The 22702-nt window shown below is 63.1% G+C and carries 27 protein-coding genes and 1 pseudogene; 13 read left to right on the plus strand and 15 right to left on the minus strand.

Annotated elements, in window-relative coordinates:
- Positions 1-19 precede the first annotated feature (19 nt).
- Positions 20-709: an ArsR/SmtB family transcription factor gene (locus PF66_RS16260; RefSeq protein WP_054058843.1), complete on the plus strand. Its 690-nt coding sequence runs from the start codon at positions 20-22 to the stop codon at positions 707-709.
- 11 nt (positions 710-720) lie between these two features.
- On the opposite strand, the gene PF66_RS16265 is transcribed toward PF66_RS16260, so the two are convergent.
- Together PF66_RS16265 and PF66_RS16270 are read right to left on the minus strand one after the other, a co-directional pair.
- Positions 721-1110 carry a GNAT family N-acetyltransferase gene (locus PF66_RS16265; RefSeq protein ID WP_239687995.1) on the minus strand — a complete coding sequence of 130 codons (390 nt, stop codon included), beginning with the start codon at positions 1108-1110 and terminating at the stop codon, positions 721-723.
- A 326-nt stretch (positions 1111-1436) separates the two neighbouring features.
- Complete coding sequence (locus PF66_RS16270) at positions 1437-2009, minus strand: cytochrome b (protein WP_241494387.1); 573 nt, start codon at positions 2007-2009, stop codon at positions 1437-1439.
- A gap of 181 nt (positions 2010-2190) precedes the next feature.
- On the opposite strand from PF66_RS16270, the gene PF66_RS16275 reads away from it, so the two are divergent.
- Positions 2191-2418, plus strand: a complete 228-nt coding sequence (locus tag PF66_RS16275; protein WP_054058841.1) for a PLD nuclease N-terminal domain-containing protein — start codon at positions 2191-2193, stop codon at positions 2416-2418.
- A 126-nt stretch (positions 2419-2544) separates the two neighbouring features.
- Positions 2545-4053, plus strand: a complete 1509-nt coding sequence (locus tag PF66_RS16280) for a hypothetical protein (RefSeq protein ID WP_054063262.1) — start codon at positions 2545-2547, stop codon at positions 4051-4053.
- A gap of 47 nt (positions 4054-4100) precedes the next feature.
- On the opposite strand, the gene PF66_RS16285 is transcribed toward PF66_RS16280, so the two are convergent.
- The 3 genes from PF66_RS16285 to PF66_RS16295 all read right to left on the minus strand — a co-directional run bounded on the left by PF66_RS16285 (position 4101) and on the right by PF66_RS16295 (position 6402).
- Positions 4101-4784, minus strand: a complete 684-nt coding sequence (locus PF66_RS16285) for an amino acid ABC transporter permease (RefSeq protein WP_054058839.1) — start codon at positions 4782-4784, stop codon at positions 4101-4103.
- Between the two features lie 3 nt (positions 4785-4787).
- A complete protein-coding gene (locus tag PF66_RS16290; protein WP_054063263.1) occupies positions 4788-5516 on the minus strand; it encodes an amino acid ABC transporter permease in 729 nt (242 codons plus the stop codon).
- A gap of 79 nt (positions 5517-5595) precedes the next feature.
- Positions 5596-6402 (minus strand): ABC transporter substrate-binding protein, encoded by an 807-nt coding sequence (locus PF66_RS16295; RefSeq protein WP_054058837.1) that lies wholly within the window; start codon positions 6400-6402, stop codon positions 5596-5598.
- Positions 6403-6720: 318 nt separating this feature from the next.
- Between PF66_RS16295 and PF66_RS16300 the strand changes: the two genes are divergently transcribed.
- The 5 genes from PF66_RS16300 (at position 6721) to PF66_RS32110 (ending at position 10822) form a co-directional block, all read left to right on the plus strand.
- Complete coding sequence (locus PF66_RS16300; RefSeq protein ID WP_054058836.1) at positions 6721-7758, plus strand: isopenicillin N synthase family dioxygenase; 1038 nt, start codon at positions 6721-6723, stop codon at positions 7756-7758.
- Positions 7759-7786: 28 nt separating this feature from the next.
- Positions 7787-8596, plus strand: a complete 810-nt coding sequence (locus tag PF66_RS16305; protein ID WP_054058835.1) for a MetQ/NlpA family ABC transporter substrate-binding protein — start codon at positions 7787-7789, stop codon at positions 8594-8596.
- A complete protein-coding gene (locus PF66_RS16310; RefSeq protein ID WP_081009870.1) occupies positions 8593-9372 on the plus strand; it encodes a methionine ABC transporter ATP-binding protein in 780 nt (259 codons plus the stop codon). The genes PF66_RS16305 and PF66_RS16310 overlap by 4 nt, the downstream gene beginning before the upstream one ends.
- The gene (locus PF66_RS16315) at positions 9369-10040 is read left to right on the plus strand and encodes a methionine ABC transporter permease (protein WP_054063264.1); all 672 of its coding nucleotides are present in this window, start codon (positions 9369-9371) and stop codon (positions 10038-10040) included. The genes PF66_RS16310 and PF66_RS16315 overlap by 4 nt, the downstream gene beginning before the upstream one ends.
- A 275-nt stretch (positions 10041-10315) precedes the next feature.
- Positions 10316-10822, plus strand: a complete 507-nt coding sequence (locus PF66_RS32110; protein WP_081009871.1) for a hypothetical protein — start codon at positions 10316-10318, stop codon at positions 10820-10822.
- Between the two features lie 66 nt (positions 10823-10888).
- Here PF66_RS32110 and PF66_RS16325 read toward each other — a convergent pair whose 3' ends face one another.
- Both PF66_RS16325 and PF66_RS33205 read right to left on the minus strand, forming a co-directional pair.
- On the minus strand, positions 10889-11536 hold the full coding sequence (locus PF66_RS16325) for a helix-turn-helix domain-containing protein (protein WP_054058833.1): 648 nt from the start codon (positions 11534-11536) through the stop codon (positions 10889-10891).
- Positions 11533-11694 carry a hypothetical protein gene (locus PF66_RS33205; protein ID WP_192842725.1) on the minus strand — a complete coding sequence of 54 codons (162 nt, stop codon included), beginning with the start codon at positions 11692-11694 and terminating at the stop codon, positions 11533-11535. Before PF66_RS33205 ends, PF66_RS16325 begins: the two co-directional genes overlap by 4 nt.
- A gap of 208 nt (positions 11695-11902) precedes the next feature.
- Here PF66_RS33205 and PF66_RS16330 point away from each other — a divergent pair, with 208 nt between their 5' ends.
- The gene (locus PF66_RS16330; protein WP_054063265.1) at positions 11903-12583 is read left to right on the plus strand and encodes a GNAT family N-acetyltransferase; all 681 of its coding nucleotides are present in this window, start codon (positions 11903-11905) and stop codon (positions 12581-12583) included.
- A gap of 6 nt (positions 12584-12589) precedes the next feature.
- On the opposite strand, the gene PF66_RS16335 is transcribed toward PF66_RS16330, so the two are convergent.
- A complete protein-coding gene (locus PF66_RS16335) occupies positions 12590-13444 on the minus strand; it encodes a CAP domain-containing protein (protein WP_054063266.1) in 855 nt (284 codons plus the stop codon).
- Between the two features lie 192 nt (positions 13445-13636).
- Here PF66_RS16335 and PF66_RS16340 point away from each other — a divergent pair, with 192 nt between their 5' ends.
- From PF66_RS16340 to PF66_RS33965, 3 genes and pseudogenes are all read left to right on the plus strand, one after another.
- Entirely contained in the window at positions 13637-14266 is a 630-nt protein-coding gene (locus PF66_RS16340) for a cell wall hydrolase (RefSeq protein WP_054063267.1), read from the plus strand.
- Positions 14267-14390: 124 nt separating this feature from the next.
- Positions 14391-15146, plus strand: a pseudogene (locus tag PF66_RS33960) (MCP four helix bundle domain-containing protein); the annotation flags it as partial.
- A 132-nt stretch (positions 15147-15278) separates the two neighbouring features.
- Positions 15279-16004: a methyl-accepting chemotaxis protein gene (locus tag PF66_RS33965; protein ID WP_419737566.1), complete on the plus strand. Its 726-nt coding sequence runs from the start codon at positions 15279-15281 to the stop codon at positions 16002-16004.
- Positions 16005-16010: 6 nt separating this feature from the next.
- Here the strand turns inward: PF66_RS33965 and yghX are convergent, their stop codons facing one another.
- The 7 genes from yghX to PF66_RS16380 all read right to left on the minus strand — a co-directional run bounded on the left by yghX (position 16011) and on the right by PF66_RS16380 (position 22137).
- A complete protein-coding gene (yghX, locus tag PF66_RS16350) occupies positions 16011-16898 on the minus strand; it encodes a YghX family hydrolase (RefSeq protein WP_054063269.1) in 888 nt (295 codons plus the stop codon).
- A gap of 119 nt (positions 16899-17017) precedes the next feature.
- Positions 17018-18481 carry a GDL motif peptide-associated radical SAM/SPASM maturase gene (locus PF66_RS16355; RefSeq protein WP_054063270.1) on the minus strand — a complete coding sequence of 488 codons (1464 nt, stop codon included), beginning with the start codon at positions 18479-18481 and terminating at the stop codon, positions 17018-17020.
- A gap of 133 nt (positions 18482-18614) precedes the next feature.
- On the minus strand, positions 18615-19193 hold the full coding sequence (locus tag PF66_RS16360) for a DUF1842 domain-containing protein (protein WP_054063271.1): 579 nt from the start codon (positions 19191-19193) through the stop codon (positions 18615-18617).
- Positions 19194-19230: 37 nt separating this feature from the next.
- Positions 19231-19866, minus strand: a complete 636-nt coding sequence (locus PF66_RS16365; RefSeq protein WP_054063329.1) for a DUF1842 domain-containing protein — start codon at positions 19864-19866, stop codon at positions 19231-19233.
- Between the two features lie 37 nt (positions 19867-19903).
- Positions 19904-20092 carry a DUF1843 domain-containing protein gene (locus tag PF66_RS16370; protein WP_054063272.1) on the minus strand — a complete coding sequence of 63 codons (189 nt, stop codon included), beginning with the start codon at positions 20090-20092 and terminating at the stop codon, positions 19904-19906.
- A gap of 336 nt (positions 20093-20428) precedes the next feature.
- Positions 20429-20983: a UPF0149 family protein gene (locus PF66_RS16375; protein ID WP_054063273.1), complete on the minus strand. Its 555-nt coding sequence runs from the start codon at positions 20981-20983 to the stop codon at positions 20429-20431.
- A 140-nt stretch (positions 20984-21123) separates the two neighbouring features.
- Complete coding sequence (locus PF66_RS16380; protein WP_054060002.1) at positions 21124-22137, minus strand: aldo/keto reductase; 1014 nt, start codon at positions 22135-22137, stop codon at positions 21124-21126.
- Between the two features lie 278 nt (positions 22138-22415).
- On the opposite strand from PF66_RS16380, the gene PF66_RS16385 reads away from it, so the two are divergent.
- A complete protein-coding gene (locus PF66_RS16385) occupies positions 22416-22652 on the plus strand; it encodes a hypothetical protein (RefSeq protein WP_054060001.1) in 237 nt (78 codons plus the stop codon).
- Positions 22653-22702 lie beyond the last annotated feature (50 nt).

The following is a 22702-nucleotide window of genomic DNA, read 5'->3' on the forward strand; positions in this document are numbered from 1 at the left end:
CTTCATGTAATGGTGAACTATGGATGCAGAAACAACTGACCTGTCCCTGGCAGCCGTCGCCGGTGCGATCGCCGATCCGGCACGGGCACGAATGCTCTGCAGCCTGCTCGATGGTCATGCACGTACGGCCACGGAACTGGCGGCCGTGGCCGATATCGGTGCGTCTTCGGCCAGCGGGCACTTTCTGCGCCTGCGTGAGCAGGGACTGGTTGAAATGCTGGTGCAGGGCAGGCATCGCTACTATCGCCTGGCCAATTCCCAGGTGGCTCGGGCCCTGGAGGCGCTATTGGCAATCAGCGCCCGCGATGTGGTGCCGTTCCAGTCGGCAACGCCTTCAGCCTTGCGGCAGGCCAGGACCTGCTATGACCACATCGCGGGAGAGGTCGCCGTCAGGCTGCATGACGCGCTGTTACGAGGAAACTGGATCGAGGCTGCGGGCAGGGATTACCGCTTGACGGCACAGGGAACCAGCGCCCTGGTTCGTTTGGGCATCGATGTCGAGGCGGTGTCCCGCCAGCGCCGACGCCTGGCCTATCCCTGCCTGGACTGGAGCGAACGTTCCCCGCATATCGGTGGGGCGTTGGGGGCGGCGTTGCTGGAGTTGCTGCTCAAGCGTGGCTGGGTCAGCCGTCATCTTGATTCACGCGCCCTGAGTCTGACCTCCAAGGGCGCCAAGGGGTTGGATAAGGCGTTTGGGATGAGTGATTGAGAGACCCACAATCATCCAACCGATATTTCCAGTATCTCGTCTCCAGCTTCATCCAGCGTGCCTGTCGAGGTCCAGCCCAGGTGCCGGTAGAAACCGTAGGAGCGTACGCTCGGGTCGCTGGCACATGCCAGGAACAAGCGCTTGAACCCTTGATCTCGCAAGGTATCGGTCATCATCGCCAGCAGGTGTTTACCGATGCCCTGGCCCTCGTAGGCGGGTAGCAGGGCCAGCACGGTGATTTCCCCGGTATCCCGGTCACCAAAACAGTAGCCGACGATCTGGCCGTCCACGCAGGCGACGAAGCCGGGAGCGCTGCCGTCCAGGATGCCTGCGCTCCAGGACTCGACGGTGATCCCCAGGGCGCGCAGATCCTCCTCGGTGAACGCATTTTCTCTCGTCAACCCGCGGATCCTGATGCAGGTCGATGAATCAGCCGGTTCGGCGCGGCGGAAGGTTAGATGGGGCACCAGGCAAATCCTCTCGGTTCGGGCTGTCTTGTCACAGGATGAGAAACCGCTCGACCACTTTTGCGGACAAGTGGTTGATAGGCAATTTGCGTTAGTAAATAGGCAACAGCCGATCCTCTACAAGCCTCGGGACGATGGAATTACATTGTTTTTCAATGTTTAACAGACGGCTACACGCTGGTAACAGGTGAAGGGGAAAGTAGGTTGCGTGAGCAGGTTTCGAGCCCAGCCTGAGTGGCCGGTTCAACGTTGCAGGGATGTCATCGGTTTTCCGGGCGAGGTTGGCGATTGAGCATCCTGCCCAATACCGATCTTCCCATCAGCTGATGTTGCACCACCGCCAGCAGGTGCAGCGCAACCAATCCGCCGAGCAGTGCGCACATGACATGGTGTTCCTGATGCAGTTGCAGCAACGCGGATCTGGAATGGACCCACTGTGGCAACTCGAACAGATCGAGTATCTCCACCGGGTGATTCATCATCAGCACCCCCGTGACCAGCACGGCAGTCACCGTGGCATAGATCGCCACATGGGCAAGCCCGGCCAGGCGAGCCTGCCAGCCACGGTGGGCGGGGTGCGCGGGGGACTTTATCGCGAGCCAGAGACGCCAGGCGAAAAACGGGATGAAAAGGCTGGTGAGTTGAGGGTTGAACGACTCGACCCATTGCCGAAATGGCGCGTGCTGATCCAGCAGGGTCACGCCGAAGCCGCTGAAGGTCGCCCACAGGATCACGGCGGCAGATAACCAGTGCAGGAAGATGCGGGGTTTGGAATAGACGCCTGTTTCGCTGTCCTTGAGCATGGGCGTGGGGTAGTGGGAATGCTGAGTCAACGGGATGCCTTTTGGGAAATGAGTCTGATTCTCATAGGTGGCAAAAGGATATCTCTCTGAGCATGGGCTGTAAATTCCGACGATTCGCGCGGTTTTCGGTAGTGAGGCGCAAACCCCATGAAATCCGAATGAACCCTCGCCACTGGCTCCTACCTAACGTCAGACACAAGGGAGGAAAACCATGCAAATCGAATATGTCTGGATCGCCCTGGCGGTGGTGGTGTTGCTGGTCGAGTTGTGGGCCATCAGGAGTGTGCTCAGGAGCGGACGGAGCGCCGGCACCAAGGGATTATGGATCGTCGTGCTGATCTGGGTGCCGGTGCTGGGCCTGGTGCTCTGGTTCTTCATCGGGCCGAAGGAGCCGACCCGGGAATTACCGGCTACCGGACAGGGAAGGGGGTCGTTGTAGAGTGGCGACTTGTAGAGTGGCGATTCGTATCATCCGCTATTTGTGAACGGGGTCGCCTGGCGCCGATAGGCGGCCCGACGGGTGTGAGTCTAAGATGTGCACCCCAATCGCCGAGGAAGGCCGCTGATGCAATCCCCATTCGATCCACGGCTTCATGTCGATTGGAAAATACCTGGCGGCGAGCTGCTCGCGCTGTTCCAGCATTACTATCCCCAGATCAGCGTATTTTCCGGCGCAGGGTTCGAGGCGCTGCTGGATGAATTGTCCAACGAAATGGCTGAAGTCTGCCTGCAGGCCCTGGTGCCCCTGTTGGCGCAGCAGGGCTACGACGTGTGGAACCTGGATGCCGGAGCCGATGACTATCGGCCGGTCATCGTGCCTGTTGAACAACGCCAGGCCTTTGCTCGGTACTGGGAGAAGGACCACGGCGAGCCAAGGCTCACCCCGACCTTGATCGGCGCACAACAGCCGTCCGTGCCCGAGCCCGACAAGGCCAGGGACAAGCGCCGCAAGCTGAACTGGCTGCAGGAGGGGCACCACTATCCGGGCGCCACCTACGTTGACGAGACCCACTACAGCAACGGTTGGGCCTCGATCACCGAGCAGGACGAAGAGCACTGGCAGTGTTTCCTGATCAATTACAACCCATGGCCGCCGACCGAACAGGACATGCTCGAGCACCGAGCCGATGGCACGGACGGGGCGGACCTGCAACTCATCCATGCCAGCCCCGAGCGCAGCCTGTGGAAGCGCCGCGTCAAGAGGGGGGAGCGCCACGGCGAAGACCGGTTCCGCTATGAAACCTGCCAGGGGCAGGCGATCCAGCCTTTCGGTCCGGCGGGGGTGGATTGGCCGGAGTTCGAGTGGACCACCCTGGTCATGGATTCGCGGATATTCGAACGCCAGCGCCTGTATGAGCCGGAACACCTCACGCGTATCTGGCGCATCACCGCGGACTCCAGTGAGGTGATTTTCGAGTACCCGGATGACGTGGCGATCCTGCAGATCGGCCCCCGTCGTTTGCTGTTCATGCAATACAACGGGCCGCGATGCTGGATCTGGGATGAGGAGCAGCCGGGCCAGGCCGCGGCTGCCCGGCCGATGCCCGCAGGCGGTGCCCAGGACTGGGCCTCCAGCCTCTACCTGGGCAACGACGAAGTGCTGCTGTTCAGCCAGGGCCAGCGCCAGAATCCGGAGGATGCGGGTTGGGGCGAGCGGGTATTGGAGGCATGGCGTTTCAACTTCGTGACCGGCAGCGCGAGCAGGGCGGTGCTGGATGGGTTTGGCAGCGAGATGCGCCAGCAGACACAGTATTTCGTCACGCAGCCCAAGCGCACGATCACGCTGCGCACCTTCCATGGCAGGGTGCAGGCTTGCCGTGGGCACGGCGATTGGTGGGTGCTGAACTATCAGTCCAACAGTTTCGGCACACGGACCATCGCCTGGTTCTGGAACCAGAGCAGCAACCGGGTGCTCAAGCTGTCGTCCAGGGATATTCCACGGGTCGAGCCGACGATTCGCTACCTGCCGACCCAGGATCGTTACCTGGCGTTCGAACGGGATTTCGTCGCACGGCTGCCGGCGTTTGCCGAGATGGTCGAGGCCAAGGGCTGTGAGGTGCTGGTCTTCGAGTAGTCGGTGAAAGCCCGCTCCCACAGGAGAGCGAGCTGCAGTGTCTGGGCTTATCGAGTGGTTGCCTGCTTGCGGGTCAGCACACCCGCCAGCAGATCGAGGCCGGTACAGAACACGAAATACACCAGCGCCACGAACACAAAGATTTCCGTCGGATGAACCATCACCCGGTTGCTCACCTGCGTCGCCACGAACGACAGCTCGCCCACGCCGATCACATACGCCAGCGACGTGTCCTTGATCAGTGAGATCCACTGGTTGAGGAACGACGGCAGCATGATCGGCAACGCCTGGGGCAGGATGATCAGGCGCATGACCTGTACCGGCCGCATGCCCAGTGCCCGTGCCGCGGCCCACTGGCCGGCCGGCAGGCTCTGGATACCGGCGTGCACCGAGTACGCCAGGTACGCGCCGCCGATCAGCGACAGGGCACAGACCACGGTGAACAGCGCCGGGATGTCGAAGTGGAACAGAATCGGCAGCAGGAAGTAGCTCCAGAAGATCAGCATCAGTACCGGGATCGCCCGCAGGAAACCCAGTACCGCAATCAACAGACCTTTCGGCCAGCCTTTGACGGTGCTCAGGGCAATGCCCAGCACCAGGCCGAGGATGGCCGCGCTGACGCCGGACAGCACGCTCAGCACCAGGGTCAGCGCGGCGCCGCCCAGCGGGCCGTTGGGGTAGGCACCGAGCAGGAAGTAGTCGAGGTTGTCGGTGATGACGGAAAAGTCCATGGCTCAGGCCGCTCCCTGGCGATAACGGCGGGTCTGGCGGATCCACTGGCCCGCCGCTTCGATCAGCGCGATGCTGAAGATATAGAGCAGGGTGGCGAAGCCGAATGCCTGGAAGGTCTTGAAGGTCTCGGTCTCGACCTGGCGCGAGGCGTAGGACAGCTCGGCCAGGCCGATGGCCATGGTCAGCGAGGAGTTCTTCAGGGCGTTCATGTATTGCCCGAGCAAGGGCCCCAGGGCCGTGCGCAGGGCCTGCGGCAATACCACGTAGCGCCACACCTGTGCCGGGCGCAGGCCCATGGCCAGGCCGGCTTCGCGCTGTTGCGGACGCACCGAGGCGACGCCGGCGCGGAACTCTTCGGCGATAAACGCCGAGGTGTAGAGCATCAGCCCCCAGAAACCGGCGATGAATTCGAAGGACGGCCAGTCGAGGGTCATGCCGGCGACGCTCACCTCATGGGGCAGGTTGAGCCAGGTCACCAGCTCTTCGGGCAGCAGCGCGCTGACGCCGAAGTACCAGAAGAACAGTTGTACCAGCAGCGGAGTGTTGCGCAGCAGCGCCAGGTAGCCACGTGCAGGCCAGGACAGCCAGCGCGAGCCGGACAGGCGTGCCAGGCACACCAGAAAGCCCAGCCCGGTCGCCACCAGGCAGACCACGGCGGACAGCGCCAGGGTCAGGACAAATCCATCGAACAGCCATTTCAGGTACTGCGGGCCGAGCAATTCACCAAACATCGATCACGGTGTCCATCCAGAAGACAAAGAGCCCGCACGGCGAACCGGGCAGGCTGTGGGGGTACGGCGGGGAGGGCGATCAGCTCTTGTCGCCGATCTTGTACAGGCGCGCCAGCGGGGTCTTGGTGTCGGGACCGAACCAGGTGTCGTAGATCTTCTGCGCCTGGCCCTTGGCTTCCAGTTCCACCAGGGTCTGGTTGACCAGGTCGGTCAGGGCGGTTTCGCCCTTGGGAATGCCGACGCCGATCAGGTCGTTGGAGATGGTGAAGGGCGGTACTTCGTACTTGTCCTTGTCCGGCACGTTGGCCAGCAGGCCGATCAGTTTCGGGCCGTCCTGGGTGATGGCCTGGACGTTGCCGTTGCGCAGGGCGGTGAAGGCGAACGGCGTGTCGTCGTAGGCGACGACCTTGGCACCGGGGAATTTCTCGCGCAGCACGCCTTCGTTGACGGTGCCCTTGTCGACGCCGACGCGCCACTTGTTCAGGTCGTCGCGGGACTTGAGAGTGCCTTTCTTGACGATGAACTGCTGGCCTGAACTGAAGTAGGGAATGCTGAAATTGACCTGCTCGGCCCGCTCCGGGGTGATGGTGAAGTTGGCCAGCACCAGGTCGACCTTGTTGGCGACCAGCAACGGCACGCGGTTGGCCGGGTTGGTCGGTTGCAGTTGCAGTTTCACGCCGAGCTTGTCGGCGATGGCCTTGGCGTAATCCACGTCCAGGCCTTCGATCTGCTTGGTCTTGGCGTCGATGAAGCCGAATGGCGGGTTGCTGTCGAACGCGGCGACACGCAGGACGCCGGATTTCCTGATGTCTTCCAGGCGGTCGGCGTGGGCCAGGCCCGAGACGATCGCGAGAGTAAGGGCAGTGAGGGCAGTCAGTTTTTTCATGGGGTTCTCAACACTTGATGGATGATTCGGCGCCGAGTCTTGCAGCCCAACGACTGAACGACAAAAGAATATAAAAGAATGATTTGATACCTTTTGGGTATAAGTCGATTTTCCGGGCCTCTTTCCAGGCTTTCCCCGTAACTCGCGTTCCAGAGCCTTCCGGCCCGGCCGGGGAAGGAGCCTGCGACGCCCACCTGATCATGACGAGCCGATCGACAGCGAAACTAAGCTAATTCTAAAAAGATATTTATTGATGATTTTTAAGATCAGATAGTTTGAATGGAAAGCCCCATCCGTTCCGATCACAGGGAGTGAAACATGCCGCAGCCGTTGGACATCACCGCATTACCGCTGCTGGACCTCTCGGCGCTCGATGGCAACGCCGAACAACGCCAGGACTTCCTCGATGCGCTGCGTCACGCGGCACGGGACGTTGGCTTCTTCTACCTGACCGGTCATGGCGTCGACAGCGGCCTGCTGCGGCAGGTCCAGGAACATGCCCGGCAGTTCTTCGCCTTGCCCGACGAGGAAAAGGCCGCCGTCGGCATGATCCATTCGCCGCATTTCCGTGGCTACAACCGCGCCGCGTCGGAGATCACCCGGGGCCAGCCGGACCTGCGCGAACAGTTCGATGTCGGTGCCGAACGCCAGGCGCTCGCGGTGGACGCAAACACGCCGACCTGGGCCCGCCTGCAGGGGCCGAACCTGTGGCCGCAGGCGTTGCCGCAACTCAAACCGCTGCTGCTCGAATGGCAGCAGGCCATGACCGGCATGTCACTGCGCCTGCTGCGGGCCTTCGCCGAGGCGCTGTCGTTGCCCGAAGGGGCCTTCGACCCGTTGTATGGCGACAAGCCCAACGAACATATCAAGCTGATCCGTTACCCCGGTCGCGCGGCGAACGAGAGCAACCAGGGCGTCGGAGCCCACAAGGACTCCGGCTTCCTCAGTTTCCTGCTGCAGGACCGGCAGGCCGGCCTGCAGGTGGAAGTCGAGGAGGGCCGCTGGATCGATGCACTGCCCCGGGACAACACCCTGGTGGTGAACATCGGCGAGTTGCTGGAACTGGCCACCAATGGCTACCTGCGTGCCACGGTACACCGTGTGCAGTCGCCGCCGGCGGGCAGCGAGCGGCTGTCGATCGCCTTCTTCCTCGGTGCGCAACTGGATGCGGTGGTGCCGCTGTACCCGCTGCCGACCGCCTTGTTGCGCGAGGCCCGTGGACCGGCCAGCGATCCGGACAACCCGTTGTTCCGCGACGTCGGCTGGAACTACCTCAAGGGCCGCCTGCGTTCGCACCCCGATGTCGCCCAACGTTTCTATGCCGATGCACTGGCGCCCAAGGCCGTCAGCGCCTGACCCCTACACCCGATCAAGGACTATCAGCATGTTGAAAAAAACCGCATCGACCCTGGCGGTCTGGGCCGGACTTTGCTCTTCGTTCACCGCCCTGGCGGCCGAGCCCTTGCGGGTGGCCGCCGACCCGGTGCCCCATGCGCAGATCCTCGCCTATGTGCAGAAGCTCGACCCGCAACTGAACCTCAAGGTCATCGAGATCCCCAACGGCGTGAACTCCAACGAGTTGCTGGCCCATGGCGATGTCGATGCCAACTACTTCCAGCACCTGCCGTACCTGCACTCCCAGGAACAGGCCCTGGGCCAGAAGTTCGCCGTGGCGGCGACCGTGCACATCGAGCCGCTGGGGATCTATTCACATCGGCACAAAAGCTTCGACCAGGTACCGCCAAAGGGCACTGTGGCCGTACCCAACAACGTCACCAACCTCAGCCGTGCGCTGTACCTGTTGCAGGACAACGGCCTGATCAGGCTCAAGCCCGGCTTCAACAACCCGGCCACCGACCAGGCCACGCCCAAGGACATCGCCGAGAATCCGAAGCAGTTGAAGATCCTCGAAATCGAGTCGCCGCAGATACCGCGTGCCCTGGACGACGTGGACCTGGCGGTGATCAACGGCAACTACGCGTTGGAAGCCGGGTTATCGCCGGCCAGGGATGCCCTGGGCCTGGAGAAGGCCGGCAACAACCCGTACGCCAATATCGTGGTGACCACGCCGAAACTGCAGGATGACCCGCGTATCCAGCAGCTGGCCAGGGATCTGGTTTCGCCGCAGGTGGCGAAGTTCATCGAGGACAACTACGCCGGATCGGTGATCCCGGTCGCTGGCAACGTGCAATGATCCGCGTCGAGCAGTTGAGCAAACGCTATGGCGATGGCCCGGCGGTCCTCGACCAGGTGTCGCTGAGCATTCCGGACGGTTCGATCTACGGTATCGTCGGTCGCAGTGGCGCCGGCAAGTCGACCCTGCTGCGCTGCCTCAATATGCTCGAGCGTCCGACTGCGGGGCGGGTGGTGGTCGATGGCCAGGACCTGGCCGCGCTGTCCGACCGCGAGCTGCGTCGCCACCGCCAGCGCATCGGCATGATCTTCCAGGGCTTCAACCTGCTGCATTCGCGCACGGTTTTCGACAATGTCGCCGTGCCCCTGGAAATCGCCGGCATCGCCAGGGCCGAGCGGCAGGCGCGGGTGGGTGAGTTGCTGGAACTGGTGGGGCTGGCGGACAAGGCGCAGGCCTTTCCCTCGCAACTGTCCGGTGGGCAGAAACAGCGGGTAGGCATTGCCCGCGCGCTGGCGGCACGCCCGGCGTATCTGCTGTCGGACGAGGCCACCAGTGCGCTGGACCCGGAAACCACCGAGTCGATCCTGCAACTGCTGCGCGACATCAACCGTCGCCTGGGCCTGACCATCGTACTGATCACCCATGAACTGGACGTGGTCCGCTCGATCTGCGACCACGCGGCCTCCCTGGCCCATGGCCGGCTGCTGGAGTCCGGTCCGTTGCCGCGGCTGCTGGCGGACCCGGACTCCGCCCTGGGGCGCTCGTTGCGCCCGGCCGCCCCTCCGCGCTTCGACGATGAAGTGCGCACACCGAGCCTGAGGTTGGCACTGCCATGAACCGCACGATCGATTGGAGCGAGATTTTCCAGCTGGTGCTCAATGCCACTGGCGAGACCCTCTACATGGTGCTGCTGGCCGGGTTGTTCACCCTGCTGATCGGCCTGCCGCTGGGGGTGCTGCTGTTCGTCACCCGCCGCAACGGCCTGTATCCGCTGCCGCGGTTGAACGGCAGCCTGGCGGCGCTGGTCAACCTGGGGCGGTCGCTGCCGTTCGTGGTGATGCTGATTGCGCTGATCCCGCTGACCCGGCTGGTCGTCGGCACCACCCTGGGCAGCACCGCCGCCGTGGTGCCGATCACCATCGGTGCCTTTCCGTTCTTTGCCCGCATTGTCGAAAGTGCACTGGATGAGGTCGAGAAGGGGCGGATCGAAGCCATCCTGTCCATGGGCGGCGACATTCGCCATGTGATCCTCAAGGTGCTGCTGCCCGAATCATTGCCGGCGCTGCTCGCCGGTGTGACGCTGACCCTGGTGATGCTGATCGGCTTTTCCTCAATGGCCGGGGTCATCGGTGGCGGCGGCCTGGGTGACCTGGCCATCCGCTACGGTTACCAGCGTTTCAACAACGAGGTGATGGTGGCCACGGTGGTGGTGCTGGTGATTCTGGTGCAGGGTGTACAGAGCCTGGGCGACCGTCTGGTGCGCTCCCTGGCCCATCGGCGTTGAGAATTTCCCCGCTGCTTAGACTGATTATTTCTTTCGGTTATTTGTATAGCGCTTGCAAGCATATCCATGGCGCCTGAAGCGCTGCTGGAATCGCTCTCTCGTCTGTCTAGGCGGCAAAGTCGCTGCCATGACGGATATCTCTCCATAAAAGGCAGCGCAACGGTCGTTTCGGCAGTCGTTTCTGCTGCTTGATCGGCGTCTTGTCGTCTGTGGGGCATTCCCTAGAATCCGCCCCATCCGCTTCATCCAACTATCGAAGATCAGGGAGCTCCACCATGATGAATGCCATGCAGATGCAAATGCCGATGAACACCATGCCGATGATGCCAGCCATGGGCATGCCGATGATGATGGCGACCATGACCTGCGAAATGATGGATGACGGCATGCTGTGCAAGATGATGCCGGCAGCGGGCATGGACATGGCGATGTTCCGCAACAGCGCGCAAATGATGCAGATGATGATGGACTGCGGCATGCCGATGATGATGCACTGCGCCAACATGAGCATGATGTGCATGTCCCAGACCGCAATGGCGATGCCGATGATGAACGGCATGATGCCCATGCCGATGATGGGCATGCCGATGCCATCGATGAAGTGCGTGATGGAATGCTCCATGCAGGGCGACGCCATGATGTGCAAGGTCATGCCGATGGCCGGCATGAACATGGACATGATGAAGAGCTGCTGCACCCTGATGATGAAGCTGATGAACGATTGCGGCATGCCGATGATGATGAGCTGCAACGGCATGCCGTTGATGTGCTGCACCTGCTGATCGCTGATCCGATCATGAAAGGCCCGGCTGGAGCGATCCATGCCGGGCTTTTTCGTGCCGGGTCGTTCAGTCCAGGCGTTCGGGGTGGGTCACCACCAGATAGGCCACCGCTTCGCTGTCGGCGGGGTTGCGGTAGCGGTGCGGCTGGTCGGCGTAGAACAGGATCGAGTCGCCAGGGGACAGCAGGTAGCGCTCGTTGTTGACGCTGATCTCCAATACGCCCTGGGCCACCACCAGGTTCTCCTGGACGCCGGGGCCGTGGCCCTCGGATGCCTCTTCGCCCAGTGGGCTCAGGCGCAGCTCGTAGAATTCCGATTGGCGGGTCACGTCGAAGGGAAACAGGGCGCGGCTGGTGAAGGTGCCATTGGCGTTGACCAGGCGCTTGCTGCGGCTGGCCGAGAGTACCGCAACGCCCTCGAAGGCGCGGTGTTCGAGAAACGCCGCCACCGAGACCTTCAGGCCCTTGGCGATCTTGCACAGCACCTTGATCGACGGCACGCTGCGTCCGGATTCGATCTGCGCGAGCATGGCGCGGCTGACCCCGCATTGGCGGGCAAGGGCATCGAGGGAAAGGTGGTGTTTGCCGCGCAGGCGCTGCAGGTTCTCGGCGACCCGTGCACAGATCGGGTCTTCGTCGAGCGCCGGCAGGTTGTTCAGGTCCAGGGTTGGCTCATCGGAGCCGGCCAGGAACCGCGAAGGATCTTGTGCGTTCACGCGTGACGGGTCTCGCTGGCGCGTACGCCCTGAGCCCATTGGAACGCCTGTTGGCCAGCGTTGCGTGCGTAGAGCGCCCACAGTACCCGGCCCAGTTGCTGCGCCTGTTTGCGCTTGCGGTAGTGGGCGAGGTCGATGACGGTATCGGTCGGCTGCATGGGGACTCTCCTGTGTCGGTATGCGCTGAGAGTACGTGGTTGTTCTAATAACGATAAATACTGATTTTTTATTGATTGATTACTTTTTGGTCTTAATCGCTGCGCCTGACAGTCCACCGTTCCCCTGTGGCAGACCGGGTACAATGGGCAAGTCCGGGCATTTCCCCCCCCGAGCCCGGACGTGCCCTTGCCCGGAGCCCGATTGTCGATGTTCACGCTGACCCGCCTGCAAACCCCACCCCCAGAGTCGATCAAAAGCCAGATCCTGCAAATGGTGGTCGACTATTTCACCGATATCAGCCAGGTCGCGCTGCCCCCGAGCAACCCGTTGTACAACCTCTATCAGTACGGGGTCGGCTACGAGGTGCATCTCTATCTGGAGGCCATGGACGGCAGCAAGGGCATCCCGGCGGAACTGATCGTGGCCCTGGATGACGAGGACCCATCGCAGGTGCTGGGCTTTGTGCTGTATCTGCCTGCCAGGGATGACGCTCAGGCCTGCGCCGTAGCCTACATGGCCGTCAAGGCCGATCGCCGCCGACAAGGTGTGGCCCGCGCGATGCTGGCGCGGATGTTCGAGCACTACCCCCACGCCGAACTGGCCTGCTCAGCGGGCAAGGTGCCGTATTTCGAGGCGATGGGATTCCAGGTGCTGGCTGCCCGCGGGCCGCAGGTGCTGATGAACACTCGTGATCACGGTACCGACGGCCTGATTGCGGTGATCGACGTGGCGCCGATCTACAGCTCGAAGGAGGTGCGGCAGATTCATGCCTACCTGTTGCAGCAGCACGGGCGCAAGGCGATGGCGGAGGCCGAGAAGAAGCGCGACCGCCACCTCGACCAGCTTACGCGCCAGGCCAGTGCCCTGGTCCAGGAGCGTCTTGGCTGAGCCGCACTATTGTTGGGTGCCGAACATCGCGGTCCAGTAGATGCCCGAATCGCTCTTCGGGTCGACCGCATAGGCCCCGCCCATTTCGTGGAACTGCGGGTTCATCAGGTTGGCGCAATGGCCGGGGCTGGCCAGCCAGCCATCGACCACCTTGCGCGCACTGTCCTGGCCGGCGGCGATGTTTTCGCCGATCTGCTGGGCGAGGTAGCCCGCCAGCTCGGCGCGGTCACCCGGCGTGTGACCGTCGCGGTCCTGGTGGTCGAAGAAGTTGCTGTTGGCCATGTTGCGGCTATGCCCCTCGGCCGCGCCCGCCAGCAGGGCGTTCCAGGCCAGCGGTGCACTGGCGGCGAACGGCTGGCTGCCACACTGGCGCGGCTGGCTGCGGGCGCCGTTGATCATCTCCAGCAGTTTCTGGCCCTCGGCCTGGGAATCGCCAAGGCGCGCGGTCAGCAGCGGCCGCGCGAGGACGATACGCCAGTCGTTGCCCTGGCGGCTGACGCCGATGTCGACGAACTGCGGGTCCAGCACCACCCGGCAGAAGCTCTCGCGCACGGCCTTCATCGCTGCATCGGCATCCCGCGGCCCGGACAGGCTGATCGCCTGCACATTAACCATCGGATAGGCCGCCCGCGTCAGCGCCTGCTGCAGGTCGCCAGGGCTGTCCGGCGGCAGGACCAGGCGGGGATCGGCCGCCAGCGGTGGCAGTTCCAGCGAGGCCTGGCCACCACAGCGCTGGATCTGGCCACGGTAGCTGTTGATCGACTGCAGCAGTTGCGTTTCGTCGCTGGCCAGGGCATTGACACTGACTGCCAGCCCCAGGGCGAGCACGGCTGGACGCAGAGTGGAAAACAGGGCGCGCATGGACATCTTCCTCGAACGAACTGCGCACATGATGCGCGATAGTGCCCCGGTGAAGGCAAGGCCTTTTGTGTGAAACCGGTGGTGGAATGATTCATCCGTGGTGCGGTCGAACCTGCCAGCCCGCCCCGGATCGACTGCCCGGCCGTGGCAGGTTGATCATCGCGGGCAGGGTTTATTCGACAGGGTTCGATCATGCGTCTCAACGGGATAGTCGCGTGTCTTGTGATCACTTTTATCGCCTGCGAAGCCGCGCTCGTCGCGGCTGCCGAATCACAACCCCAGCCACAGGTCGTCATCGACAAGGCCGAAGCGCTGGAACAGAAAGCCGCCGAAAAGCAGAGCCCGGCAGCGCAGCCGAAGGTGCCAACCCTGACCCGGGGCGAGACGCAGGCGGTGGACCCGGCTGGCGATGCCGCGGTGGCCGATACCATCACCTGCCTGTCGCGCACTATCTACTGGGAGGCCAAGGGCGGTGAGCCGGCCGACATGGAGGCGGTCGCCAGTGTCGTGATCAACCGGCTCGGGCATGACGGTTTTCCCGGGACCATCTGCGAAGTGGTCAAGCAGGGCTCGGAGAAGAAGGCCTGCCAGTTCTCCTGGTGGTGCGACGGTCGTCCGGACGATGTCCAGGAGGAGGACCGTTATGCGCTTGCCAAGGAAATCGCCCGCAAGGCCCTCAACCAGCAGCTCGAGGACCGCACCCATGGCGCCATGTACTTCCATGACCGCAGCGTCAGTCCGGACTGGGTCAGGCAGTACATCCGCACCGCCGAGACCGCCAGGTTCCTGTTCTACAAGCCCAGGGACGACAAGGCGAAATAGCCCTGTACAGCGCAACGGTGCGGTCAAACCCTGAAAATGGTCTTAAATAACCGTCAGGGGGTGTCGGCACGCTTCCTGTTCCTGCGGCCGACCGGTTTGTCCTGGGCTGATAGAGGGCTGCATTGTGTCGATAAGATTGCGTCTGTACCTGCTGATAGGCAGCGGCCTGCTCACGGTGCTGGTCATGGGGTTGGTCGGTTACCTGGGCAACCTGCGGATGGCGCAGGCCACCAGCGACAGCGAGGTGAGCATGACCCTGCTGCGCAATCACCTGGAAGCCGACATGATGCACGATGCCCTGCGCGCCGATGTGCTGTCGGCGATGCTGGTGGGGCTGGGCAAGAGCGCCAGTTCCGATACCGAGGTGCGCGATTCGCTGACCGAGCACGCCAAGCACTTTCGCGAAGTGCTGGAGGAGAACCTCAAGCTGCCGGTCAACGACACGCTCAAGGCGGCGCTGAACCAGATCAGGCCGAGCCTGGAAACCTACATCGGCGCGGCCGAGCATATCGTCGACCTGGCCATTGCCAACCCGGACGGTGCCCAGCAGCAGTTGGGCTCGTTCAACAGTGCGTTCAGCCAGTTGGAGGACGCGATGGCCAAGCTGAGCGAGCTGATCGAGTCCAACGCGCAGTCGAGTGGCGAGGGTACCCGGCACACCATCAACAACGCCAACCTGATCCTGGTGGGGGTGCTGGTCGCCGGCCTGCTGTTGCTGCTGGTCCAGGGGCGTTGGGTCATCAACGGCATCATGGGCCCGTTGCAGGCTGCCAGCCGTATTGCCGCCGACATTGCCCATGGCGACCTGAGCACGAAAATCGACGAGCCCCGGCAACAGGACGAGGCTGCCCGGCTGATCCGCAATCTGGCGACCATGCAGCGTGACCTGCGCAGCATGATCGAGGTGGTACGCAGCAATGCCCATGGCGTCAACGACATGAGCGAACAGTTGAGCGGCGGCTGTCACCAGGTGGCGGGCAGCAGCCAGCAACAGAGCGAGGCGGCCGGCACCATGGCGGCGGCGGCCAGCGAAATGACGGCGAGCATCGAGGAAATCACCCGCCACGCCGAGCGCGCCCTGGACATGGCCAACCAGGCCGAAGCGCTGGCCAAGAACGGCGGCCGGGTGATTCACCAGGTGGTCAGCGACATGGATGACATTGCCCGCTCGGCACAGCAGTCGGCGCAGGTGATTCGGACCCTGGACAAGGAGTCCGAGGCGATCTTCGGCATTGTCCAGGTGATCCAGGGCATTGCCGAACAGACCAACCTCCTGGCGCTCAACGCGGCCATCGAGGCGGCCCGTGCCGGCGAGCAGGGCCGCGGTTTCGCCGTGGTGGCCGATGAGGTGCGCGGGCTGGCCGGACGCACCAGCGCCTCGACCCAGGAAATCGCCGATATGGTCCTGCGTATCCAGAGCAGTACGCGCGAGGCGGTCAGCAGCATGGAGGCCGGGGTGGCCCAGGTCGACAAGGGCATGGCGGTGACCGCCGAGGTCGAACGGGCCATCCGCGAAATCCTCGAGGCGACGCTCAACACCAGTCAACTGGTCAACGACATCTCACGGACCATCGGCGAACAGAGCCTGGTCAGCAACGAGATCTCCCATCAGGTGGAGAAGATCGCCGACATGTCCGCCGGCAACAACCGGGTCATCGGCCAGACGGCGGAAGCCACCGACCAGTTGTCCAGCCTGGCCGGGAAACTGTCGCAATCGGTGGACCGCTTTCGGCTCTGACGACACTTAGGCGAGGTAGCGGCGGAACCAGGCCACGGTGCGGTCCCAGGCCAGGTTGGCGGCCGCCTCGTCATAGCGGGGCGTGGAGTCGTTGTGGAAGCCGTGGTTGACGCCCTGGTAGATATGAACCTCATAGGTCTTGCCCGCACTCTTGAGGGCCTGCTCGTAGGCCGGCCAGCCGTCGGTGATGGGTTTGTCCAGTTCGGCATAGTGCAGCAGCAGCGGCGCCTTGATCCTGGCGACATCCTCGGCCTTGGGCTGGCGGCCGTAGAACGGTACGGCCGCGCCCAGCTCGGGGTAGGCCACGGCCGCCGCATTGGCGACTCCGCCGCCGTAGCAGAAACCGGTGATGCCGACCTTGCCGGTGCTGGCATCCTGTTTCATCAACCATTCGATGGCGGCGAAGAAATCGTTCATCAGCTTCTCGGGGTCGACGCTCTTCTGCAGCGCCACGCCTTTCTCGTCGTTGCCGGGGTAGCCGCCGACCGAGGACAGGCCATCCGGCGCCAGGGCGATGAAGCCGGCCTTGGCCACGCGCCGGGCGACATCCTCGATATAGGGGTTGAGACCGCGATTCTCGTGCACTACGACCACCGCCGGGACCTTGCCCGTGACCCGGGCCGGGCGGACCAGGTAGCCACGCACCTGCTGATGGCCTTTGGGCGAGGGGTAGGTGATGTATTCGGCGACGATTTCCGGGTCGGTGAAGGATACCTGTTCGGCCAGTGCATAGTTCGGGCTCAGGGCTTGCAGCACGCTGGCGGCGGCCATCGCGCCGAGGGTGAACCTGGCCGCACGGTCGATGAACTCCCGCCGTGTGATCCTGCCATGGACGTAGTAGTCGTAGAGTTCCAGCAGTTCGGGAGCGAAGTCTTTCGCGGTCAGACGTTCCATCGGTGGCTACCTTGTCGAGTGGTTCGAGGGACGGCGCCACCCCACCGTGTGGAGGGCGGCCCCGTTGGCCTTGGCTCGACTCATTAAAGCAGCCTTTGGCGCCAGGGTGTACGACAGCATCAGACCAGGGTGGTCTGTGGCGTCCCCAGCAGGCGGGTGATGGTGTTGACCAGTTCCTGCTGCCTGGCCCGATCGCGCAGGTATCGCGCCTGTTCGGCGGCGACGTCGGCGGCGCAGTGCGGGCAGGTGGTCTCGTCGGCGTGAATGTATTGCAGGCAGCCGCGACACAGGGCCAGTTGTGGTGGAATGCGTCCCTCCTCGGGGGACTTGCGCCCCTGGTTGATCCAGGCCAGTTTGATCACCTGGCCGCTGTCGCTGACGCTGCCGATTCGTTCCCCGGTGTCGATGCGTTCGGTGATCAGGTCGAAACGGCCAACCGCGAAAGAGGCCTTGGCCGCATCCTCCAGCTTGACGATGCGTTCGCGCAGGCCGCGCTTGTGCAGATCCAGGGCGCGATAATGGCAGTAGGGGTTGTTGCCGGGCTTGCCCAGTAGCGAATGCGAGGTCCAGGTACAGCCGCCGCGGCAGACGTCATTGTAGTAGCAGCCGCGACAGTAGCCCCACAGGTCCTCCACCGAGCGCAGCCGGCCGAAATGCATGCCTTCGCTGTAATGCCAGATATCCTGCAGGCTCATGTTGCGGACATTGCCACCGGAAAAGCCGATGGTCGCCAGCGACGGGCAACCCTTGACCGTGCCGTCGGCCTCCAGGGCCAGTACGGTCTGGCCGGCGGCGCAGCCGCTCCAGTGCACGCGCTCGTCGCCGAAACCGCGCCACAGGTGCTCATAGGGACCGTAGTAGCCGATGTTGTTGCCGACGTTCATCAGCAGGCCGCGTTCGACACCTTCGCGGTACAGGCGCGCCAGCAGCGGCATCACCTCGAGCAACTGGTAGGGCTGCAGCAACAGTTCGGGATGATCGACGGCGTTGCCCATGGCCACGGTCAACTGGATCTGCCAGTGGGTGGCGCCGAGGCCGATGATCAGTTCCATCAGCTCGGGCAGGTCGGGCAGGGTGGCCGAGCCGATCTGGGTGTTGACGCTCACTGCCAGCCCGGCCTGTTTCGCCCGGCGCAGGGTGTCCACGGCCCTGTCGAAGGAGCCTGGCACATTGCGCACCTTGTCGTGCAGCGGGGCCAGGCCGTCCAGCGACACACCCACGCCATTGAGCCCGGCCTCGACCGCGGCCTGCAACTTGGCCGGGGTCAGGTTGCGGCCACCGGTCTGGATCGCGCAGTACATGCCGTGACCGTGGATGGCCGCGATCAATCGAGTCCAGTCCTTGCGCAGGTAGGCTTCCCCACCGATCAGGGTGACCTCGCGGGTGCCGAGGGCGGCGAGGGCGTCGATCACGTCCAGGCATTCCCGGGTGTTGAGTTCATCGGGGCGTCGATGGCCGGCGCGTGACCCGCAATGCAGGCACTTGAGGTCGCAGGCGAGGGTGATTTCCCAGACCACATGGACCGGTACATAGCGCTTGAGGTCGGTTTCGCTGAGGTAGCGGGCGGGGCGATTGTCTGACATGGAAAATCCTTGCGCAGCCATAGGTGCGCGGCATCAGTCCATCGAAAGGCCCGTGCCGTCCCGGATGGCCGTGGCACGAGCGGATTCACCAAAAGAGCCCGGGCGCAAGCGGGGTGCGCCCGGGGTGTTGCGATCAGCGGGCTTCCAGGCGGCTGATTTCCGCGTTCAACTGCTCCAGGGCAGTGCGCAAGGCGCCGCTTTGCGCCAGTTGCTGCTCAGCCTGGCTCTGCACGGCCTTGAGCTGGGCCAGGTTGCCGCTGGTCGTTGCCTGCTGGATCGCGGCGGCGTAGAGCGGGATCGGATGCCGGTTGTGCTGCTCGGGCGCTTCGAGGGCCTGGCTGACCGCGGCATGCCGGACCTGCTGCCAGCGACCCTGCTCGTAGTAGCGGTAGTCGACGAAGCCGCTGGCCCAGTTGGCTTCCAGGATGCCACTGAGGTGGAAGGTCTGGGCGATCTGGCTCAGCGGGCCGCTCGGGCTGCCGGCCAGGGTCAGGATGATGTGGCTCTCGACCGAGGGTGAGAGCTTGGCCTCGCTATAACTGCCCCACACCTGTGCCTCGAAGTGGATGGGCGGGTAGGTGCTCTGGAAGAGGTTGGCGATACCGCTGACTTTCCTGCGGACCGTATCGACCAGCAGGTCGAGGGTCAGCACCGGTGCACCGATCAGCGGCTGGCTGATGTTCAGGCGTGTGTGAAAGAGTCCTACAGACATGATGCAGCTCCTTTGAAGTGAATTCAGGACAGGCGGCTCAGCGGCGTTCCAGGCGGCTGATCTCGCTCTTGAGGTTGTCCAGCGCAGCCTGCAGTTGCGGTTGCTGGTCCAACTGGTGCCTGGCCAGGTTCGCCAGGGATTTCAACTGGGCCAGGTCGCCAGCGGCAATGGCCGTCTGAATCGGCGCGGCATACAGCGGCAGAATCGGCGGATGCGGCTGGAGCACCGGGCCTGGCTCCAGCGGCAGGGGCTGGACGTGCGAGCGCACGCCACTGACCAGATGGGCCGGCACGTTGCTGGCTTCGACCCAGCGCTGGCCATCGAAGTAGGTATAGTTGGCGACGCCTTCCTTCCAGTCGCTGCCGACGACCAGATGCGCCTTGAAGCTGATGATCGAGTTGGAGCCCTGGCCCCCGTGATTGCCCTGGACACTGAGCAGGATCTTGCTGACACCGGGCTGCATCACGGTGAGGTAGCTGTACTCGCCCCAGACATCGACGTCCAGGTTGAGCGGCGGGTTGGTGGCCTGAGTGACCGCGGCGGTGCCGGTCAGGCGCTGCTCGGGGCTGAAGGCCAGAAGATTGAGATTGACGCCGGGTGCGCCAGCCAGGCCGGTGCCGATCCGGTAGGCGAGCGGAAACAGGCCGACTGGTTGCTGAAGAGTAGCGGACATGGTGATTGCCTCCATTGCAATACTTCGGAAAATAACTTCAGTGTTTTTCCAGGCGAGAAACTTCCTTGGCCAGTTTTTCGTAGGCGCTGTGCAACTCCTTGTTTTCCGGCTTGGAAACGTCCCGTTGTTTCAACAGCGTTTTCATTTGTTGCAGATTGCCTTCCGTGATCGCGTCATGGATGGCTACCCCATACGGTGTGATGGGGTGAGTGGCGGGTTTGTTCATGGCGATGCCTTCCTTGGTAACTGTGGGGGCTGCCGGGTTGGCAGCGTTTGCAGTTAAGCAGGCGCGAACGAATATGCAATGAACAATACGGGCAAAATGCCAGTTAATTTTGTATCAGGGCTGATTAATAGCGAAGTTTAAAATGAGAGTTTATTTATATTGTGATTGGCGATAAAAAGTTTGGGTTATTTATCGCCAATCCATTATTGGCTTATTGCGAAAGATAATATTTGGTCAGTTGATGCCCGGGGGTTCTACTAAGTTTTTCGAGCGTCGCCCGGGCGAGCGCAAAGACATTACCTTTAGAGTTGGGGATGCGAATTAGCCACACAGACCCTAGCGCTGCTGAGCCCAGAAATCATGCAACCCACGCGCCGCCGGCTCGATGGCCGCCACGCGCTGGCGATGCAGGACCACGTCGAGGTCGGCCGGCAGTTCGAAGTTGTCCTGCTCGGCGCACAGGGTGATCGCGTCCAGCCACTGGGCTTGCGCCGCCGGCAACGCCGGCCATTGGCTGACACCGACGCCGCGCAGATAGCCGAAGCACCATTCCTCGGCCAGGACCAGTGGTTGGCCCTGATGCTCGGTTTCCTCGAAGCGGGCCCTGAAAGCCTGGGCATCGCTGGCCAGTCGGGTTGCCCGGGCGTTCATGTGGCGTACGCTCAGGTCGATGAAGCGCTTGCACTCCTGCGGCGTTTCCCAGTTCGGATTCTGGTCGCCCCAGATCGCCGGGAACCACACCGAGATATCGACTGGCAGCGGGCCGGACACCAGTGCGGTGAGGTAGCCGTCGAGCTCGGAAGGATTGAGGACGGAGTGGTCGTCGCCGTATTTGAGCAGCGTGTCTTCGATGAACTCGAAGTCGGCGTCGTTCAGTGGCTGGTCTTGCATGGGAGGATCCTTGCAGGGTCGGGCGCGGCAGCCATTCGCCGCGCTGGAGAAAAGGCGCGCAGGATGGCGCGTTCAGCGGCATTTATCCAGCGTGGCAACGCGACGGGCGAGGGCGCATGCGCGCCTCGCCGCGCTGACCATCACTTTTCGAGCGGCTTGCGCCCGGAAACGAAGTGGCCGACATCGTTGAAACCGGGCGTCGAGGCATGCCCCGGGGTGACCAGCGAATCGATGAAGGCTTCGTCCTCGGCATTGATTTTCACGTCCAGCGCCCGGGTGTAGCTGTCCCACTGTTGCTCGGTGCGCGGACCGACGATCGCCGAGCTGACCGCGGCGTTGTTCAACACCCAGGCAATGGCGAACTCGACGATGCCGACGCCGCGGCCCTGGGTGTATTGCTGGATCTGCTGGGCGATACGCAGGGACTCCGGCCGCCATTCGGTCTCGAGGATACGCCGGTCCTGGCGTCCGGCACGGCTGCTGGCGTCCGGTACCACGTCCGGGGCGTACTTGCCGCTGAGTACTCCGCGGGCCAGCGGGCTGTAGGGCACCACGCCAAGGCCATAGGCCGCGGCGGCGGTGATCTGCTCGACTTCGGCCTGGCGGTTGACGATGTTGTACAGCGGCTGGCTGATCACCGGCCGGTCGACACCGAGCCGCTCGGCCACGCGAATCACCTCGGCGATTCGCCAGCCACGATAGTTCGACAGGCCCCAGTAGCGGATCTTGCCCTGGCGCAGCAGGTCGCCGATGGCCGCTACGGTGACCTCCAGCGGCGTATCGTGGTCCTCGCGGTGCAGGTAGTAGATATCCAGGTAATCGGTGCCCAGGCGGGTGAGGCTGGCCTCGATGGCATTGAAGATATGCTTGCGGCTCAGGCCTCGGCGGTTCGGGGTGCCATCCGCCGGGCCGAAGCCGACCTTGGAGGCGATGATCCAGTCGTGGCGATGGCGCGCCACGCCTTCACCGACGATTTCCTCCGAGCGCCCGGCGTTGTAGACATCCGCGGTATCGATGAAGTTGACGCCCTGGTCCCAGGCCTTGTCGATGATGCGCAGCGAAGTCTCGGTATCGGTCTGCTCACCGAACATCATGCTGCCCAGGGTCAGGGTGGAAACCTTGAGTCCGGAATGACCGAGGAGGCGATAGCTCATGCTGGAGGTCCTTTTACACGGAAGGAAAGTGCTCCATCAGATATCAGAAGCCCGGCCTGGAGCAATCCCCAATTTCCCCCGGCAGTCGTGAACGAGCGGATCGGGTGGTTCGCCGCGTTTCCTGCCGATACGGGTCGAGCACGGCTACCGTTCGTCGGAACTGTCATTTCTGACAGGTATCCAGTCACGGTGAAATCGAGAAATATTTTGTTACGACTTGCTGCGGAGCAAGTGCTGCCCAGGTCGCATTCAATCTTGGTTCTACAGGGAGAGGAACAATGTTCAAACCCAGACATTTCGTCGCACTGGCGCTGTCGGTGATCGTGGCGCAGGGCGCGATGATTCCGGCAGCCATGGCCCAGGCCCGGCCGGCACCGACGACGCAGGGCATCAGTGTAACCAAGGCCGGTACTCAACTGGCAGCGGCCACCCAGAAACACCGGAAAAAACACAAGGAGCACAAGAAGGCGCAGCACTCGGCACAGCAGGAAAGCGCGACGAAGACCCTCGCGTAGCGGGCTTCCCTTGGGGGGAACGAAGGCCTGATAGCCGGCGCTGCCGGTAT

The organism is Pseudomonas asplenii, from assembly GCF_001293465.1.
In the GTDB taxonomy this organism is placed as follows: Bacteria; Pseudomonadota; Gammaproteobacteria; order Pseudomonadales; family Pseudomonadaceae; genus Aquipseudomonas; species Aquipseudomonas fuscovaginae_B.

Coding starts and splice junctions, on each gene's coding strand:
- PF66_RS16260 (WP_054058843.1), top strand. CDS start 20: ATGGATGCAGAAACAACTGACCTGTCCCTGGCAGCCGTCGCCGGTGCG.
- PF66_RS16275 (WP_054058841.1), top strand. CDS start 2,191: ATGCAAATCGAATATGTCTGGATCGCCCTGGCGGTGGTGGTGTTGCTG.
- PF66_RS16280 (WP_054063262.1), top strand. CDS start 2,545: ATGCAATCCCCATTCGATCCACGGCTTCATGTCGATTGGAAAATACCT.
- PF66_RS16285 (WP_054058839.1), bottom strand. CDS start 4,784: ATGGACTTTTCCGTCATCACCGACAACCTCGACTACTTCCTGCTCGGT.
- PF66_RS16290 (WP_054063263.1), bottom strand. CDS start 5,516: ATGTTTGGTGAATTGCTCGGCCCGCAGTACCTGAAATGGCTGTTCGAT.
- PF66_RS16295 (WP_054058837.1), bottom strand. CDS start 6,402: ATGAAAAAACTGACTGCCCTCACTGCCCTTACTCTCGCGATCGTCTCG.
- PF66_RS16300 (WP_054058836.1), top strand. CDS start 6,721: ATGCCGCAGCCGTTGGACATCACCGCATTACCGCTGCTGGACCTCTCG.
- PF66_RS16305 (WP_054058835.1), top strand. CDS start 7,787: ATGTTGAAAAAAACCGCATCGACCCTGGCGGTCTGGGCCGGACTTTGC.
- PF66_RS16310 (WP_081009870.1), top strand. CDS start 8,593: ATGATCCGCGTCGAGCAGTTGAGCAAACGCTATGGCGATGGCCCGGCG.
- PF66_RS16315 (WP_054063264.1), top strand. CDS start 9,369: ATGAACCGCACGATCGATTGGAGCGAGATTTTCCAGCTGGTGCTCAAT.
- PF66_RS32110 (WP_081009871.1), top strand. CDS start 10,316: ATGATGAATGCCATGCAGATGCAAATGCCGATGAACACCATGCCGATG.
- PF66_RS33205 (WP_192842725.1), bottom strand. CDS start 11,694: ATGCAGCCGACCGATACCGTCATCGACCTCGCCCACTACCGCAAGCGC.
- PF66_RS16330 (WP_054063265.1), top strand. CDS start 11,903: ATGTTCACGCTGACCCGCCTGCAAACCCCACCCCCAGAGTCGATCAAA.
- PF66_RS16335 (WP_054063266.1), bottom strand. CDS start 13,444: ATGCGCGCCCTGTTTTCCACTCTGCGTCCAGCCGTGCTCGCCCTGGGG.
- PF66_RS16340 (WP_054063267.1), top strand. CDS start 13,637: ATGCGTCTCAACGGGATAGTCGCGTGTCTTGTGATCACTTTTATCGCC.
- PF66_RS33965 (WP_419737566.1), top strand. CDS start 15,279: ATGGCGGCGGCGGCCAGCGAAATGACGGCGAGCATCGAGGAAATCACC.
- yghX (WP_054063269.1), bottom strand. CDS start 16,898: ATGGAACGTCTGACCGCGAAAGACTTCGCTCCCGAACTGCTGGAACTC.
- PF66_RS16355 (WP_054063270.1), bottom strand. CDS start 18,481: ATGTCAGACAATCGCCCCGCCCGCTACCTCAGCGAAACCGACCTCAAG.
- PF66_RS16360 (WP_054063271.1), bottom strand. CDS start 19,193: ATGTCTGTAGGACTCTTTCACACACGCCTGAACATCAGCCAGCCGCTG.
- PF66_RS16365 (WP_054063329.1), bottom strand. CDS start 19,866: ATGTCCGCTACTCTTCAGCAACCAGTCGGCCTGTTTCCGCTCGCCTAC.
- PF66_RS16370 (WP_054063272.1), bottom strand. CDS start 20,092: ATGAACAAACCCGCCACTCACCCCATCACACCGTATGGGGTAGCCATC.
- PF66_RS16375 (WP_054063273.1), bottom strand. CDS start 20,983: ATGCAAGACCAGCCACTGAACGACGCCGACTTCGAGTTCATCGAAGAC.
- PF66_RS16380 (WP_054060002.1), bottom strand. CDS start 22,137: ATGAGCTATCGCCTCCTCGGTCATTCCGGACTCAAGGTTTCCACCCTG.
- PF66_RS16385 (WP_054060001.1), top strand. CDS start 22,416: ATGTTCAAACCCAGACATTTCGTCGCACTGGCGCTGTCGGTGATCGTG.